Source organism: Micromonospora sp. NPDC005553, from assembly GCF_042871765.1.
In the GTDB taxonomy this organism is placed as follows: Bacteria; Actinomycetota; Actinomycetes; order Mycobacteriales; family Micromonosporaceae; genus Micromonospora.
In genome coordinates, this window is record NZ_JBIAJD010000009.1 from 66,662 (window position 1) to 82,174 (window position 15,513).

At 69.8% G+C, this 15,513-nt stretch carries 15 protein-coding genes; 6 read left to right on the forward strand and 9 right to left on the reverse strand.

Annotated features, from left to right (window positions below):
- Positions 1-191 precede the first annotated feature (191 nt).
- Together ACFYPG_RS30070 and ACFYPG_RS30075 are read right to left on the reverse strand one after the other, a co-directional pair.
- The gene (locus tag ACFYPG_RS30070; protein WP_387354593.1) at positions 192-1,529 is read right to left on the reverse strand and encodes a M16 family metallopeptidase; all 1,338 of its coding nucleotides are present in this window, start codon (positions 1,527-1,529) and stop codon (positions 192-194) included.
- Positions 1,526-2,815, reverse strand: coding sequence for a pitrilysin family protein (locus tag ACFYPG_RS30075; RefSeq protein ID WP_355008948.1), 1,290 nt, complete (start codon positions 2,813-2,815; stop codon positions 1,526-1,528). The genes ACFYPG_RS30070 and ACFYPG_RS30075 overlap by 4 nt, the downstream gene beginning before the upstream one ends.
- Before the next feature lie 102 nt (positions 2,816-2,917).
- Between ACFYPG_RS30075 and ACFYPG_RS30080 the strand changes: the two genes are divergently transcribed.
- Complete coding sequence (locus tag ACFYPG_RS30080; RefSeq protein WP_387354594.1) at positions 2,918-3,667, forward strand: phosphodiesterase; 750 nt, start codon at positions 2,918-2,920, stop codon at positions 3,665-3,667.
- Here ACFYPG_RS30080 and ACFYPG_RS30085 read toward each other — a convergent pair.
- Positions 3,634-3,852, reverse strand: a complete 219-nt coding sequence (locus tag ACFYPG_RS30085; RefSeq protein WP_355008950.1) for a hypothetical protein — start codon at positions 3,850-3,852, stop codon at positions 3,634-3,636. The genes ACFYPG_RS30080 and ACFYPG_RS30085 overlap by 34 nt on opposite strands.
- A gap of 273 nt (positions 3,853-4,125) precedes the next feature.
- On the opposite strand from ACFYPG_RS30085, the gene ACFYPG_RS30090 reads away from it, so the two are divergent.
- The 3 genes from ACFYPG_RS30090 to ACFYPG_RS30100 all read left to right on the forward strand — a co-directional run bounded on the left by ACFYPG_RS30090 (position 4,126) and on the right by ACFYPG_RS30100 (position 6,068).
- Positions 4,126-5,220 (forward strand): 3-deoxy-7-phosphoheptulonate synthase, encoded by a 1,095-nt coding sequence (locus ACFYPG_RS30090; RefSeq protein WP_355009011.1) that lies wholly within the window; start codon positions 4,126-4,128, stop codon positions 5,218-5,220.
- A gap of 395 nt (positions 5,221-5,615) precedes the next feature.
- Positions 5,616-5,849 carry a hypothetical protein gene (locus tag ACFYPG_RS30095; protein ID WP_355009012.1) on the forward strand — a complete coding sequence of 78 codons (234 nt, stop codon included), beginning with the start codon at positions 5,616-5,618 and terminating at the stop codon, positions 5,847-5,849.
- 24 nt (positions 5,850-5,873) lie between these two features.
- Positions 5,874-6,068: a hypothetical protein gene (locus tag ACFYPG_RS30100; RefSeq protein WP_091405645.1), complete on the forward strand. Its 195-nt coding sequence runs from the start codon at positions 5,874-5,876 to the stop codon at positions 6,066-6,068.
- A gap of 51 nt (positions 6,069-6,119) precedes the next feature.
- On the opposite strand, the gene ACFYPG_RS30105 is transcribed toward ACFYPG_RS30100, so the two are convergent.
- The 3 genes from ACFYPG_RS30105 to ACFYPG_RS30115 are packed head-to-tail and all read right to left on the reverse strand — an operon-like array spanning position 6,120 to position 7,389.
- Complete coding sequence (locus tag ACFYPG_RS30105) at positions 6,120-6,656, reverse strand: DUF1360 domain-containing protein (protein WP_355008951.1); 537 nt, start codon at positions 6,654-6,656, stop codon at positions 6,120-6,122.
- Positions 6,657-6,709: 53 nt separating this feature from the next.
- Positions 6,710-7,048 (reverse strand): SRPBCC family protein, encoded by a 339-nt coding sequence (locus tag ACFYPG_RS30110; protein WP_238678168.1) that lies wholly within the window; start codon positions 7,046-7,048, stop codon positions 6,710-6,712.
- Complete coding sequence (locus ACFYPG_RS30115) at positions 7,048-7,389, reverse strand: DUF6158 family protein (protein ID WP_387354635.1); 342 nt, start codon at positions 7,387-7,389, stop codon at positions 7,048-7,050. The genes ACFYPG_RS30110 and ACFYPG_RS30115 overlap by 1 nt, the downstream gene beginning before the upstream one ends.
- Before the next feature lie 131 nt (positions 7,390-7,520).
- Here ACFYPG_RS30115 and ACFYPG_RS30120 point away from each other — a divergent pair, with 131 nt between their 5' ends.
- Positions 7,521-7,943, forward strand: coding sequence for a hypothetical protein (locus ACFYPG_RS30120; RefSeq protein WP_357228907.1), 423 nt, complete (start codon positions 7,521-7,523; stop codon positions 7,941-7,943).
- Between the two features lie 25 nt (positions 7,944-7,968).
- Positions 7,969-8,301: a DUF3817 domain-containing protein gene (locus tag ACFYPG_RS30125; RefSeq protein ID WP_355008954.1), complete on the forward strand. Its 333-nt coding sequence runs from the start codon at positions 7,969-7,971 to the stop codon at positions 8,299-8,301.
- Positions 8,302-8,336: 35 nt separating this feature from the next.
- On the opposite strand, the gene ACFYPG_RS30130 is transcribed toward ACFYPG_RS30125, so the two are convergent.
- The 3 genes from ACFYPG_RS30130 to ACFYPG_RS30140 all read right to left on the reverse strand — a co-directional run bounded on the left by ACFYPG_RS30130 (position 8,337) and on the right by ACFYPG_RS30140 (position 15,454).
- Positions 8,337-8,525, reverse strand: a complete 189-nt coding sequence (locus tag ACFYPG_RS30130; RefSeq protein WP_387354595.1) for a hypothetical protein — start codon at positions 8,523-8,525, stop codon at positions 8,337-8,339.
- A 17-nt stretch (positions 8,526-8,542) separates the two neighbouring features.
- Complete coding sequence (locus ACFYPG_RS30135) at positions 8,543-9,046, reverse strand: DUF3592 domain-containing protein (protein ID WP_387354596.1); 504 nt, start codon at positions 9,044-9,046, stop codon at positions 8,543-8,545.
- 96 nt (positions 9,047-9,142) lie between these two features.
- Positions 9,143-15,454: an RHS repeat-associated core domain-containing protein gene (locus ACFYPG_RS30140; protein ID WP_387354598.1), complete on the reverse strand. Its 6,312-nt coding sequence runs from the start codon at positions 15,452-15,454 to the stop codon at positions 9,143-9,145.
- Between the last annotated feature and the right edge of the window lie 59 nt (positions 15,455-15,513).

The window sequence follows — 15,513 nt, forward strand, 5'->3', positions numbered from 1 at the left end:
GTCCACCTCACACCGCGCCCCACCCCCTAGCCCCCATTCCCGCCCGCACCCCGCCCCCTCCCCCGCCCCTCCCCGCCCGCTCCCCCGTCGATCATGAAGTTGTTGCCGCGACACACCGTGTCTAGTGACAACAACCTCATGATCGACCGGGTGGGGCAGGGCGCGGGCGGGGCGGGGCGGGGCGGGCGGGGTTAGGGGAGGAGGTCTCCCAGGGCGGTGGCCTCCAGGTCGTCGCGGATCACTGCGGCGTCGCCCTCGATGACCAGGGTGAGAGCTTCCGGGTGCAGGTGGGTGGCTGCCGCCGCGGAGACCTGGTCCACGTCGGCGGAGAGCAGCGACTCGCGCAACCGCGCGTGGTAGTCGTCCGGCAGGTCGTGCACCACCAGGGTGGTCAGCGCGGAGGCGATCGCCCGAGGGCTCTGCAACTCGACCGAGAGCTGCCCGGCCCGCCAGGAGCGGGCCACCTCCAGCTCCTCCTCGGTCACCCCGGTGGCCTGGGTACGGGTGATCTCGCCCACCGCCTCGACCAGGGCCGGCGCGGTGACCGCCGTCTGCACGCCGGAGCTGACCGCGAACCGACCGAACCGCCGCGACGCGGCGAAGTCGCCCCGGATGCCGTAGGTGTAGCCGTGCACCTCCCGCAGCAGGTGGTTGAGTCGGGAGGTGAACGCCCCGCCGAGCACGGTGCCGGCGAGCGTCATCGGCACGTAGTCGGGGTGCGCCCGGTGCGGTGACGGGTGGCCCAGCCGCAGCGTGGACTGCACCGAGCCGGGCCGGTCCACCAGGATGATCCGGCGACCGCTGTGCAGCGGCACCTCGATGGAACCGCCGCGCTCGGCGGGGCCACCACCGGTGCCGGCGAACGCGGCGGCGGCCAGCGCGTCCAGGTCGATCCGGTCCAGGTCACCGGCGACGATCAGGGTGCCGGGGCGCAGGAACCACTCCGAGTGAAAGACCGTGACGTCCTCCACGTCCAACCCGGCGACCGACTCCGGGTCGCCGTGCATCGGCCGTCCCCAGCGCTTCTGGGCGCCGAACAGGTCGGCGCGCAGCGCGGCGTCGGCGCGCGGGCCGGGGTTGGCCCAGTCCATCCGGAGCGCTGTCGCCTCGTCGTCGCGGACCCGGCGTACGTCGGCGGGGTCGAGCTTCGGCGTCCGCACCGCCTCGGCGAGCAGTTCCACGGCGGCGCTCAGCCGGTCCACCGGGATCACCACGCTGGCCTGGAACGAGTCCCAGTCCAGACCGGTCGACAGAGCGGTGCCGAGCCCTTCGACGGCGAGCGCGTATGCGGCGGCGTCCCGCTGCGCGGTGCCCTCCTCCAACGCCTTGGCCAGCACGCCGGACAGACCCTCCTTGCCGACCGGCTCCTGGCCCGCGCCCACGTCGAGCAGCAGCAGGGCCACGGCGAGGTTCTGCCCCGGCAGGTGCGCGGCGACGACCTGACCACCGGCCGCGGCGCGGCGGACCACCGGCGGGAACCGGTACGGGCGGGCGGCGCCCGGGCCGGGACGGTCGGCGATCAGCGTCATGAGGTCTCCTCGGGCAGGTAGGACAGGGTCACCCGGTCGGTGGCGAGCACGTCGGCGGCGGCCTCGGCGATCTGCTCGGCGGTGACAGCGAGCAGGGCCGGCAACTGCTCGGCGATGCGGGCCGGGTCACCGAACTGCGTGGTGTACCGGCCGAGCAGGTCCGCGCGGCCGTCGACGGTGGACAGCTGACGCCACCACCCGGTGCTGAGCAACGCCTTGGCGCGATCCAGCTCGGCGGCGGTGACCGGCACTGTGGCCAACTCGTCGACGACCTCGGCCAGCCCTTCGGCCAGCCGCTCGGCGCTCACCCCGGGGCGGGCGGTGGCGGTGGCGATCAGCGGTGCGGGGGCGTGTGCGAGGTCCACCCCGTACGCCCCGACCAGGTCCGGTTGCGCGATCCGCTCGCCGTCGGCGAGGCGCTGGTAGAGCCGGCTGCCCCGGCCGCTGCCCAGGATGGTGGCGAGCACGGTGATCACGTTGTATCCGGGGGTGCCGAACGGGTAGCTGCGGTGGGCGATGTAGACCCGTGGCGCCGGCACGTCGGCGCTCACCGACTCGACGGCCGTCTGCCCGGTGGCGGGGACGGTGCGGCCGTCCGGTGCCGGCGGGATGTCGTCGCGGGCGGGCAGCGCGCCGAAGTACTTGTCGGCGAGCGCGAACACGTCCGAGGCGGTGGCGTCGCCGACCACTGTGAGCACGGCGTTGTTCGGCGCGTAGTAGGTCTGGTGGAACGCCTGGAAGGTGGCCAGGTCGGCGGCGTTCAGGTCGGCCATCGAGCCGATCGTCGCGTGGTGGTACGGGTGCCCCGGCGGGTAGAGAAGCGGCAGCAACCGCAGCCAGGCGTCGCCGTACGGCACGTTCTCGTAGCGCTGCCGGCGCTCGTTCTTCACCACGTCCCGCTGGTTGTCCAGCGTCTCCTGGGTGAGGGCGGGGACCAGGCCGCCCATCCGGTCAGCCTCCAACCAGAGCGCCAGCTCCAGGTGCTCGGCCGGGACCGTCTCGAAGTAGTTGGTCCGGTCCGGGTTGGTGGTGGCGTTGAGCGAGCCGCCGGAGCCCTGAATCAGCTTCATGTGCTCGGTCTTCGCCACGTTCACCGAGCCCTCGAACATCAGGTGCTCGAAGAGGTGGGCGAAACCGGTCTGCCCGGCCGGCTCATGTCGGGAGCCGACGTCATACCAGAGGTTGACGGCCACTGCGGGCGCGGTGCGGTCCTCACTCACCACCACGCGCAGGCCGTTGTCCAGTCGGGACGTCTGAATGGGCCAGGGGTAACCGCTGTCGGGCATGCCCCGACGCTATCCGATCTCGGAGGCGGAAAGGTGACGTGCCGTCGGTCGGCGAGCCGACCCGGGCGGCTTCGGAGCCGCCGCGCGGGGTACCGGGGAGCAATGACCGTCACCCCGCCTCCGTTCCGGTCCGCCGGCCGGGCCGCCACCGCCGTCGAACGCGCCAGCACCGCACTCGGCCGGCTGCGCCGCGGCCGGTTGCTGCATCCGGCCGGTCGCTCGTTCGTCGGCGAGACGGTGATCTGGGGTACGCCCGGACCGCCCACCGGGGTCGCGCTGCTGGATCAGCCCGGCCGGTACCGGACCACCATCCGGCTCTCCAAGGGGACGCCCACGCCCGGCAGTTGGCCCGACGTCCTGGGCCTCGCGTTGCGCCTGCACAGCGACGGCGGTCGGCCGTTCGATCTGCTGGTCAGCTCCAGCGGCGCCGCCCCGGTGCTGCGGAACCTGCCGCTGCCGCGACGCCGCTTCACCGGCACGTACAGCACGATCACGTGCTACCGCGCGGGCCTGCGCCGCCTCTGGCTGGCCGCGCTGGCCGACCCCGACTCGGCCGACCTCGGTCGCAGCCTGGCCGCGGCGTCCGCCGCGACCCGGACGGACACCCCACGCCTGGTGCTCGCGGTCGCGTCGGCGGTGGGACCGTGGCGACTGGTCGGGCAGGTCAGCCTCGGCGCCCAGCTCAGCGCCGAGGAGGACGGGGCGCTCGCGTTCGACCCGGTGCGCAACCTGCCACCCGAACTGCGGGTGGCAGGTCCGCTGGCCTGGCTGCGTGACCAGACCTACCGGGGGTCGCGCCTGGCACGCGGGGCGACCGCTCAGTCCGGCGGTTCGACCGCCACCACTGTCTGATCCGAGGTACGACGCTCCAGCACCGTGTCCGGAGCGGCGTTCTGGTCAGCGGTGCGGATGTCCGACTCGGCGAGGATGGCCTCCGCCTGCGCCTCCGGGTCGTCGCTGCCCACCGCCTCCTCCTCGGGCAGGAGGTGGTGCGCGCGGGACTCCACCCGGTCTTGATCGCTCTGCTCGTGTGTCATGGCACCCCTGTTACCCCGACCGCGTCCCCGGCACGCGATCTTCACCCCGCATCTTGGGACGACAGCACGGGGGAAGGCGTCCGGTCGGGTACGCTGGCCCGGTGACGCGTTCCTATCGATGGTTTAGGCAGCCGGCTCGCACGCCGGTGACTTCACCATGAACTGATGTCACCACGGACCGAGCCGGCTGGGCAGGAGCTGTCGTTCCTGCCCTTTTGCGTACGAGCAGCCGGCTCGTCCCGGGCACCGGCCCCGGGCACGGTCGGCGAAAGGATGCCCACCGTGACGACCCCGGAGACCGATCGGGTCAGCGATCAGCGGATCGACCGTGTCGTGCCGCTGACCACGCCCGCCCTGCTGCACCACGAGTTGCCCCTGGACGCCCCGCTCGCGGCGGCCGTGTTGACCGGCCGCCGCGCGGTCGGTCGCGTGCTGGACCGCGAGGACGACCGCCTGCTGGTGGTGGTCGGTCCCTGCTCGGTGCACGACCCGGCCGCCGCCCTGGACTACGCGCAGCGTCTGCGGACGGCAGCCGACCGGCTCGCCGACGACCTGCTGATCGTCATGCGGGTCTACTTCGAGAAGCCGCGCTCCACCGTCGGCTGGAAGGGCCTGATCAACGATCCCGGCCTGGACGGCAGCGGGGACGTCAACACCGGTCTGCGGCTGGCCCGGGCGCTGCTGCTCGACGTGCTCCGCCTCGGCCTTCCGGTGGGCTGCGAGTTCCTGGACCCGATCACCCCGCAGTACATCGCGGACACGGTGGGCTGGGGCGCGATCGGTGCCCGCACGGTGGAGAGCCAGGTGCACCGCCAGCTCGCCTCCGGCCTGTCCATGCCGATCGGCATGAAGAACCGCCCGGACGGCAGCATCGGCACGGCCGTGGACGCGATCCGCGCCGCCGGAGTGCCACACGTCTTCCCCGGCATCGACTTCTCCGGCACCCCGGCGATCATGCACACCCGGGGCAACACCGACGGGCACCTCGTGTTGCGCGGTGGGGGCGGCCGACCCAACTACGACGCCGAGTCGGTCGCCGGGGCACTCGACCTGCTCCGCGCCGCCGACCTGCCGGAGCGGCTGGTGATCGACGCGAGTCACGCCAACAGCGGCAAGGACCACCGTAACCAGCCGCTGGTGGCCGCGGACGTGGCCGCCCAACTGGCCGCCGGTCAGCGCGGGATCACCGGCGTGATGCTGGAGTCGTTCCTGCTGCCCGGCCGGCAGGAGCTCGACCCGACCCGAACACTGGAGTACGGGCGGTCGGTCACCGACGCCTGCCTGGGTTGGGACGACACCGCCGAGGTGCTCGACCACCTCGCCTCGGCCGTGCGGGCCCGTCGGGCGACAGTGCCCACGACGGTGTGACCGCCGACACCACGACCGGCGGAACACGAACGGGGGTCGGCTCGTTGACTGGGGTGTCGGTGTGTCCAGTGTCCCCGGGCCTCACCTAAATAGCCTTCGCGGAATACCGTCCGGCTGGAGCCGCGTAGTGCCACTCGCCGAGAGGCGACCTGCACACCGACACCAGCGCCGCCCCCGGCCCACAAGGCCGGGGGCGGCGCTGTCGCTCTGCCCGCCCCCGCCCCCGCCCCCGCTCTGCTTTGCGTCTCCCTTTGCTCTGCACCCCTCCGTGCACCACTCACGGCGCGTGACCGTCGCATCGGCGGGTGCAGAGCAAAGGAAGGGTTGCGGGGCCGTCGGCCCACGCGCGCAGACCAGCCGACGGGGTGACGTTTGACCGATTCCGCCCCGGGTAGCTGATCGACGTGACCGACGACTCACCACTGGCCGACGAGCCGGACACCCGGGCACTCGACGACCTGCTCGACGGCATCTTCCGGGGCCAGGAGCGGGTTGAGCAGGCGGAGATCTACCGTCAGGCGGTGGCCGCAGAACTCCCGCCGGAACTGCTCGCCCGCATAGACGCGCTCCCCGAGGGTGAGTACGCGGTGGACGAGGCCAGTGACCTGCTGGGCGGCTCGGTCGGCTGAGCGACCGCGGAAGGGGACACCGACATGACGCACCACGAGGACCACGACGAGAAGGTGCCGGCGCTGGGTCAGCCCCCGAAGGGCAGGGACACCACGCCCGAGCCGGACTTCGCCAACGAGCACGACCGCACGGCGGTGGATCGGGACATCATCACCGGAGCGGACGAGGACGAACGGGAACCGGAGTCGCCGCACGGTTGGTCCGGCATGCAGCGCTGACGGCGTACGAAAAGGGGGGCCGGCGCAGGCCGGCCCCCCTTTTTTGGCTTTTCAGTCGTCGTGCCCACCCTCGGCGGCCTGCTGCGCCGTCGCGTACGCCATCTGGAGGAAGTCGGACGCGGCGACCGCCGTCAGCGCTGTCGCCACCAGGCGGGTGAGCCGGGGCGCGAGGACCAGGCCGCCGGTCAGCCCGGTAGCCACCCAGACCGCCAGGCAGAACGGGCAGCTCAGCAGCTCGCCGATGGCATGCCGGGTGGGGCTGCCCGAGTCGCGGACCTGCTCCATCACCTCGCCGCTGCCGATCGGGCGGTCGTAGCGGGTGAACGGCGCCCGCAACGGGCTGGTCACCGCGTCCTTGGACAGCAACCGGCTCAGCTTGTGCGTGGCGATGGAGAGCAGCACCACGTCGGACGGCGCGGGACGCTCCGGCACCGGCCGGCCCGTCGCCTTGACCAGGCCGGCGAGAGCCCCGGTCACCCCGGCGTAGGCGCCCATCGCCACCAGATAGCCGCCGAGCGGCCGGTGCTCATGCGGCGCGTACGCCCGGCGCAGCCGGGCCGCCTTCTGCCGCAGGCCAGTGTCGCTCACCCGATCTCCTCACGTGTCGTGGTGGTGCGGGAACGGCATCGCGCGTGGCCGACTCAGCCGGCCTGGAGGTTGTCGGCGACCTCGCGTGCCAGGTTGGTGAGCGCCTCGTCGGCCAGCTGGTCCGGGCCGGGCCCGCCGGACCCGTCGGCCAGGTCCAGCTGGATCCGCGCGCCACCGGAATCGGCCGGCTCCACCCGGATCTCCGCAGACCAGTCGTCGGCGTCGCCGTCGCCCCAGCGGGCGCGCAGCTCCTCGCCGCTGATCTCCGCGGCGGGGCTGCCGTCGCCGCGCAGCGGCTCCGGCAGCCAGGCCGAGGCACGGTCGGGGTCGGTGGCTGTGCTGAAGACCACTTCGGGTGGCGCGGACATGCCGCGCACGGCGCGCGCCGGCATCACGCGTCCCGCAGGCGGCTGGGATCGACCTCGCGACCCGGGTGTCGGGCCAGGTACTCGGTCTCCAGCTCCGCCGTGCGCCGGAGGTGGTTCGCGAGTGCGGAGTCGGCAGCGTGCCGCAGGGTGTCCAGGCGGGTTCGGTGCAGGCTGTGCATCTCGCGGATCAGGTCCTCGTCGGAAAGCTCCGTCGGGTCGATGCCGAGCAGGTCGCCGTCGAGGCCGGGAGCGCCGGACGGGTCGGCGAGCTGATCGCCGCCCCACTCGGGCACCCGCTGCTCCGGGCTCGTATCCGCGCTGCCGCTGGACGCAAAGCCGTCCTCACGTACCGATCCGGTCATGATCGCCCCCCTTGATCTCGTTTGGGCTGGCGTCTAAACGATTGCCCAGGCGCGGTGATGCCAAACCAGGCCGGCGAGGCGATGACTACGACACGGTGTCGGAGACCGCTGGCGTCCCCGGTACCCTCAATGCCATGAGGCGGCTCTGGACCCCGGCGTGGATCGCACGCCACGTGGCCATGGTCGTGCTGGTCGTGGGCTTCCTGGGGCTGGGCTGGTGGCAGATCAGCCGGGCCACCGCCGGCAACAGCCTGAGCTGGGGGTACGCGGTCGAGTGGCCGATCTTCGCCGGCTTCGTGGTCTACGTCTGGTGGCGTGAGGTGAAGCTGGCCCGCCGCAGGGCGGCGGAGGCCGACGCGCCACCCGCGGATCCGGCCGTCGAGCCGGCGCCGGCGGTCACCACCGGGTCCCGACCGGGGGTACGCCGCCCGGTGCGGGTGTCCCGGGTGCCCGCCACCGGCGACGTCGTCGAGGACAACGACCTGGCCGCCTACAACCACTACCTGTCATGGTTGAACGCCAATCCGGGCGCCCGGCCCGGCGACTATCCCGGTTGAGCCGGGTTCGGAAGGACGGACGAAGGTGGGCGCTGCCCTTACCCGGTACCGAGTGATCGCCTGGATCGTGGGCGTGGTGCTGATCCTGCTGGTCGTGGTCGGCATGCCGCTGAAGTACGCGTTCGACAATCCGGTCGTCGTGGAGACGATCGGGCCGGCGCACGGCTTCCTCTACATGATCTACCTGGTGGCCGCGTTCGACCTGAGCCGCCGAGCCGACTGGCCGCTGAAGCGGATGCTGCTGGTGATGCTGGCGGGCACGGTGCCGTTCGTCTCGTTCTACGCCGAGCGCCGGGTCAGCGCCTGGGTGGCAGCGCCGCAGGAGGAACGGACTCCGGAGCCCGTCCTCCCAGGCTGACGGTGAGCGGGCGTGAAGATTGGTTGCACCGACCTTCACGCCCCTCGGCGGGCGAGTAGCCATCCGGCCAGCGCCAGAGCGGCCCCGACCGCCACCAGCAGGATCGAGTCGACCGCCACCAGTCCCACCAGAATCAACACCGCTCCCGCCACCGACAAGGCATACGCCTTCGGGTTGCGGGCAGCGGACGGCGGCCGTACCCCTTTTTTGACAGGTTTCGTCATTCTGTCTCCCCTATAACTCAATTATCAGCGCTGGGTGTTTTCTTCGCGTTCTTCCTGTCGATCCTCATCGCGCGAAGTATCAGGCCACCGGCGATGGCGGGGATTGCGCCGATCGGCACGAAGTACCAGGACATCAGAAAGAACAGCGAGCCGTCGGTACGCCCGTTCTCCGCCACGAAATGCTCCGGGTCGCTCGGATCCACCCAGATGGTCAACGTCTGAGGCGGCGGGCTGCTGCAGACCGCGAGCTTGGCGCAGGGGATCCAGTCGTGATGCTGCTCCCCCTCGTACATGTAGTAGACCTCGATCCGGTCGATGCCGCTGCCTCGGGCGTCGCCTCCCTCCCGGTCGGTGAGGGTGGCCGGAACCTGCACGCCTTCCACGCGCAGCCGGTCCGCCTCCGATGAGTCCCACCACCGATAGCCGAGCGAGCTGCCGAGCAACCCCAGGCCTATCAGGAGCAGAAGCATCGCCGTGCGGAGCAGTTTCCGCTCATCCTCAGTTGCATCGGCCAACCACACGCGAGAAACCGTCCCTACCTCTTCGTCACGACGTCCCCATCGATCGACCCACCCTAGAACCCAGCCGAGGGCTGGAACAGCCCTCGGCTGGGTTCGTCACCACGCGAAGGGGTCGGTGAACGGGACGCCCATCTGCCACTTCGCCACGCCGCCCGGGGCCGAGACCGCAACCCAGCCCAGTTGGGCAGCCAACGCCCTTCCAGCGGCATCGGCAGCAGGGCGATCCAGCCCGCCTCGAGGTCTGTACTGCTCCTTCCAGGAAAGGCTGTAGCTCCCGGTCGGATGGCGCCAGCTTCGCGGCGCAGGGACGGTGTTGCCCATCCGCGTCGTCTTGTACAACGGCACCGCTGGGATGAATCTGTATGAGGCATAGTCGATCACCGCCCCGCCCAGGGCTCTCGCCCAGGCCTCTGGCGACTTCGCCCCACTCTTCGAGGAGTAGAGGTCCATGCCTCGGCCGCCCACGGCGACCCCCAAGCCGATCCCTCCGGCAATCGCGCAGACCCCGGCCGTGGCGACGATGCAGAGCGCCGCGCCGGTGATGCCGACCGTGCCGGTGACCCAGTCCCGGTTACCCCGCCACCACTTCTTCACCCCCTCGGAGCCACTGGTCAAACACTTCCAGTCCTTGAAGGCGCACTTCGGACCATCCAGCTCACCCTCGGGCTTCTCAGGAATGGGTGCCGGGGGGCAGACCGGAGTACTTGGGATATGCACTCGGGGCTTCGGCGGCCCTGCGGGTACGTTCGCCGTAGGGCCTTGCCAATTCAGTGCCGATCGCCAGACGTTCAGCACCACTCGGGCCACCAGCCACACGCCCGGCATGCCGGAATACTCCATCGGGATCCAGTAGAGCGTGTTGCCCACCCCACCGAGGCAGACGGATCCGCCGTACCGGCAGAAGAGGTAGTAGTCGGCACGGTAGTGATAGCGGTAGCCGCCCTTGGTGCTGGTCCAGCTGTCGCTTCCGAGGTACGTCCAACTGCCACCGGGCTCCCGGCCAGTTGGATCGGACTGCGTGATGGGGCTGTTGCCCGCGTAGGCGTACCCATTCATCTGCTCGGGCGCGTCCATGTTGAACACCGGGTCAACACTGACGAACCGACCGAGCCCCGGGTCGTACTCGCGTGCCCCTAGATGGGTGAGCCCGGTGTTGTCCACCGTCCCACCGACGAAGCCCTTACTGTTGGGCCAGGCCGGCGATCCGCCACGGGCCGTGCCGTACGGCGTCTGTCGACGCACGGTGAACTGCTGATTACCTGCGTTGACCGACACCTGGGCGGTGCCCTGATGGTCGCTGCCGAGCCATACCAGCCCCGCAGCGGTACGAGATGCGACCGTCTGCCCGTTGAAGGTGTAGTAGCGGGTGCAGGAGAGGTTGCCGTCGGAGGTGCGGTATCGCACTTCCTGGCCCGGAAGGTAAAGCGTCTTCCCGGTCGGGTCCTTACGAATCAGCCGATTGCCGTCCGCGTCGTATATGTAGCTGGTGGGGCCTGTGCTGTCGGTGCTGGTGGCCAGCAGACCCTCCGGATCCCAAGTCAGGGTTTGGGTACCGGCGGTGGCCGTCGGCCGGGTCAGGGTATTGCCAGCCGCGTCGTAGGTGTAGGAGGTGGTTGCGGTGACCACCCCGTTGACCTTGGTAGTGGTGCCGTTGAGTGCGTGTGGCCGGACTCCACCGCCGGCTGGATATCCGTAGTTGTAGGTGGTGACGCGCTCGCCGGAAGAATTGCTGCGATCGATCTCCTCCAGCCGGCGACCGGCCTTGTCGATGTCCCACTCCAGCCAGTACTTGGCTGGACCACCGAGGCCGGAGACGGTCGGCGCGGCGTTGCAGTCGCCGTCGGCAGGCGTCCACGCCTGCGCCAACTGCCCCCGGTAGTCGTGTTGGAAGCACTGGTGGTCGGCTCCGCCCGTAGCCGCCATGTCGGACACCTTGGTGATGTTGCCGACCTGGTCATAGCCGTAGCGAACATCCGTGATCTTGTGCGGCGCGATCGAATCACGATCGGTGCTGCTACCGGACACCCGGCCAGTTTCGAGTTCGTACGTGAACGAGCGGAAGACTCTCGATCCCGTCTCCGAATAGAGGCCGGTGTACATCTCGTACTGATCGACCTTGCCGAGTGCGTTGTAGTCGGTGTCCGCCACATAGCTGGATCTGGGTGCGGCGCCATATAGCGTGGTCATCTGTTTCGGCAGCCCGGAAACGGGGTCGTAGTGCTGGAACAGCGTCTCCACCGGCAGGTCCGCACTGGCAGGAAGAGACCCGGAGGCCACACTGCCATCGACATTGTAGGTGGCGCCGAAATCGTAGGTGCCGGCCAAGCCGGTCTCCGATGCCGGAATGACCACCTGCGAACCCGTCGGCTGATAGTTGTCGTTGTATCCCGTGATCTTCATCTGGTAGGCAGCCGTGCCAACTGCCCTGCTGCTCTGCGTGAGTTGTCCCTTGGCCAGGGTGTCGTACAACCACTCTGCCCGCAGCTTCCCACCCAGCTGGTTCTCGTAGACCGCTCGCTTGCGGCCGAGCGAGTCGTAGGCGTAGACCAGCTTCTGATTGAGCGCGTCCGTCGTAGAGGTGACGCGGTCGGCGTTGTCGTAGGTCATGCTGGTCGGCCCACGGTCCGGGTCGGTGGCCCCGATGCGCCGACCACGGATGTCGTAGTTGAACGTCCACTGGTTACCCGCCGGGTCCGTCACTTGATCGAGCAGACCCTTGCGGTTGTAGCGGTAGAGAGTCGACTCATAGGTGCCGGTCGGGGTCGAACCGTGGTACTGGCGTAGCTCCACGGTGCGCCCCTGAGCGTCGCCCACCTTCGAATCGACGGTGCCGCCCAGCGGCGGGGTGGTGTCAACCCGGTCGCCCGCGTAGTAGGTGCGGGTCCTGTTCCGCTCGGCACCGTACGGCTGGAAGACGGACGCGACCGCCCGACCCACTCCGTCGTACTCGGTCCGCATCTGGGTTGGGACGAAGGCCCCTTCCGTCGAGGTGACCAGAGTGGTGCCTGGCGAGCCGGTGGTGTGGTACGCGCTGTAGGACTTCACCTCCCGACCGGCGGTGTCGTAGAAGGTGTCGGTCAGCAGGCGGCCACCGGACGGTGACGCGGCCTGGGTCTGCCGCTTGCGGAGCAGGCCGTCGTAGAGCTCGTACCGTTCGACGTAGTTGCCGGCCGAGTTGAGGGCCTTGGTAGTGATCACCGAGGGCGCGTTGGCCCGGATCAGATAGTCGTAGGTGGTGTTCGCCGGTTGGGTCGTCTTGTCACGGCCTGGACCCCAGAGCGCTTTCAGTCGGCCGAGGCCGTCATAGCTGGTCTCGGTACGCTTACCGTTGGCATCGGTGACCTTGGTTGCCAGGCCCCAGCCAGGTTCCAGTTCACTCGTGATGGCATGGCTCAGTGGGTTGGTGACCACGAGGCCGGTCAACGGGCCACCACTGGCCGGGACGTACGCCGTCGTGGACCGAGCGTTCACCGCGTCCCAGGCCTCCGTTACCCGGCCGTAGACGTCGAACGCCGCCCGGGAGACGGTCACGAAGGACGGCGCACCGGCCGTCCAACCCGACAGCTCTTCGTTCCGGGTGGCCTCGCCGCGCGTCGGCGCCACACCGTGGGCGTTGCCGTCGTAGGAGACCCGCTCCACCGAGATGATCTTGTCCTCGGTGAGGCTGGCGGGGTTCTCCGCGTCAGCACAGCGGACCGCGTAAGTGGACTTGGTGTGCGGCTGCCCGATGAGCCAGTTCGTGGTGTTGTTCGCGTACTCGGTCTTGACACACTGCTCGTCACCGACGTCGCCGGCGTCGCCCAGATCGTCCACCTTGGTCGGCAGGCCCTTGTCGTCGTCGAAGGTGGTGTACTGCGAGGTGACCCGCTCACCGCGGCCGGCGTCCAGGGTCATCCTGTTGTGCCGTCCGGACACATCCACGAATCTCGCTTCGACGAGGTCACCGTTGATGGTGCGGGAGGCGGTAGCGGAAGACTGCCAGGGCTCGCTCACCTCACGGGACACGACCGCGCCCTCGGGACCGTTGAACGTGGTTCTCTCTCGTTCCATGCCGGCGTAGGCGTCCTCGTCCTTCACCGTCGGCACGCCGGTCCCCGTCACCGGCACGTTGCGGGTCCCGGTCGGCTGCTTGTCGCCGTGCATGCCGCGGAAGTACTTCGTCTCGACGTAGGTCTGCTCGCCAGGGTCACCGACGGTGACGCCGACCTTCTCGTATCCCCGCCACACCGACCAGGTCTTGTCCTTCTTCCCGATCAGTCCGTCATCGTCGGCGTAGTGCCACGCCGGATCGCCGAGGTAGCTGTACGAGTAGGCGGTCCGCGGACTGCCGTTCGGAGGTACGCCACCGGTGTGGTCGATCTCGTAGATGGTGGTCACCACGTACTTGTGGAACCAGTCGGTGACCGGGTTGGTGTAGCCCTCCGGTGTCCAGCGGACCGGGTAGCAGCGCATCGTGTTGTTGTGCGGGGCACTGGGCATCCGCGATCCGGCGACGCAGTCCGGCTTGGAGTAGGTGACGTTCACCGTGCCACCGCTCTCGCTGCGGATCGCCGCGAGACGCATCCAGTTCATGGCAGCCGAGTGGTCGATGGTGTCCACCCGATTGCTGAGCTGCGTCTCGGTGAACTCGATGTCCGGCACCGAGGCGGTGGTGCCGACCAGGCCCTCGTGGGAGATCTTCTTCAGGAACAGACCTGCCCTGGTGCCGTCGCCCGGGTCGGGGAACGTGTGGGTGAGGGTCCATCGCTCCACGTTGCGGTAGGCACTACCGTCGCGGACCTGTGTGGTCACTGTCGACAGCCGCTTCTTCGACCAGAAGGTGGGCGCACCGACCAGGCAGGAGTTGCCGGCGCACTCCTGGTCCCAGGGGGTGTCGGGCCAGTGGGCCGCATCGTGGTTGGAGCAGTCGTTCAGGCACCGGTCCGCTGCGGCGAAATCCACCCGCATCGGCGCGGCCACGCCACGGTAGAGCGAGTCGGTGCCTACACCGCCGACCGCGGTGCGGTTGTCGGTGCCGTACTCGATCCGGGTCAGGTAACCGCCCCGGGTGTAGGAGGCGACGTCGTCCGTGGTGTTGTTGCGGGCGTATCCGTTGGACTCCTTCGCGTACCAGAGCGACATGGTGTTGCCGTGCGGATCGACGACGTAGTCCAGGTTCCACCGCCACGCCTGCATACAGTCTGAGGCGGCGAAGTTGGAGCCCCGGCAGGGCTCATTGGGGTCGTTACCGAAGACCGGGACCGTCCAGGTGGAGTTGGTCACCGCCTTGTCGGTGGTCCAACCGGACAGCTTCTGCCGACCGAACCAGTACTGGGTGCCGTCGGTGGTGGTGACCTTCCAGTGCTCACCATCGTTGTCACCGTTGCCGTACGACGTGCCACCGACGATGCGCTCGGCCCGGGTGCCGTTGTCCCGGCGCAGGTGCCAGTAATCGTCAGTGGCGTTGTAGATCAGCTCGCCACCGGCGCCACCGAGCGACATCGTCGCGTTGTTGGTCTCCCAGCACAGGTCACCGGTCTTGGTGGCGTTGTTGTTGTTGTCACCGTCCATGTCCTGCCCACAGGACCGGTAGCGCCGTTCGATGAAGTCGCCGGGGACGAACTCGAAGCCCTCGCCCACCCAGGATGGCTGGTTGTTGGAGGCTGCGTGCCGCCCGTCGACGCTCTGCGCGGAGTAGGACAGCTTCATCTCCGGCGTCGGCCCATTGAGCCCTGGCGGGTTGCGCATCGGGTACGACCAGGTGAAATCACCGGAACTGCTACCGGCCGACCAGGTCGCCGAGGGCGAGAGACTGGTCGCGCCGTAGTCGCCGGCCGCACCGGAGGGGCCGGCGGTCAGAGCGAACAGGCTTCCCTGCGCCGCCAGGTCGAGGCTGCCCTTCTCCGTCATCCGAGGCTCGACCGGCACCGAGGCGGTCGCCGTACGTGCGGTGAGGTCGTTGCGGGTCGGCAGGACGGTGCCGGCGCACTCCGGACGCTCCGGGGTGCCGAGGGCACAGGCTGGCAGGGAGACCAGGCGTAGCCGGCTCGCCCAGTCGGCACCGTAGGCCGTGGCGAATGCCCGGTAGTCGACGCCGAGTTCGACGGTGCCCCGTTGGGCGGCACCGTCGACCCGGGCGACCCGGAGCAGCACCCCTTGGATCCGCGCCTGCTCGGCGGCCCGCTGGTCGAGAACGCTGACCCGGACCCGGCTCGGAACCGAGTTGGCACCGCGTGCGGAGGCCGCAGGACGGTTCACCCGCACCGGCAGCGCCCCGGCTCGGGCGGGCGAAGCCACTCGGCCCTGAGTCGTTGGCCCGGGCAGGTCGACCTCGGCGGTGCCCGCCGACGGCCATTGGGGGGCCGGTTGCGTGGAGGCCTGCGGCACGGCCGCCTCGGCCGCCACCTTGCCGGCGGGCACGGTACGCACAGGTACCGGTTTGACCTTCGCAGCCTTCGGTGCCGTGAAGGGTTCCGGTGTCGACGCTC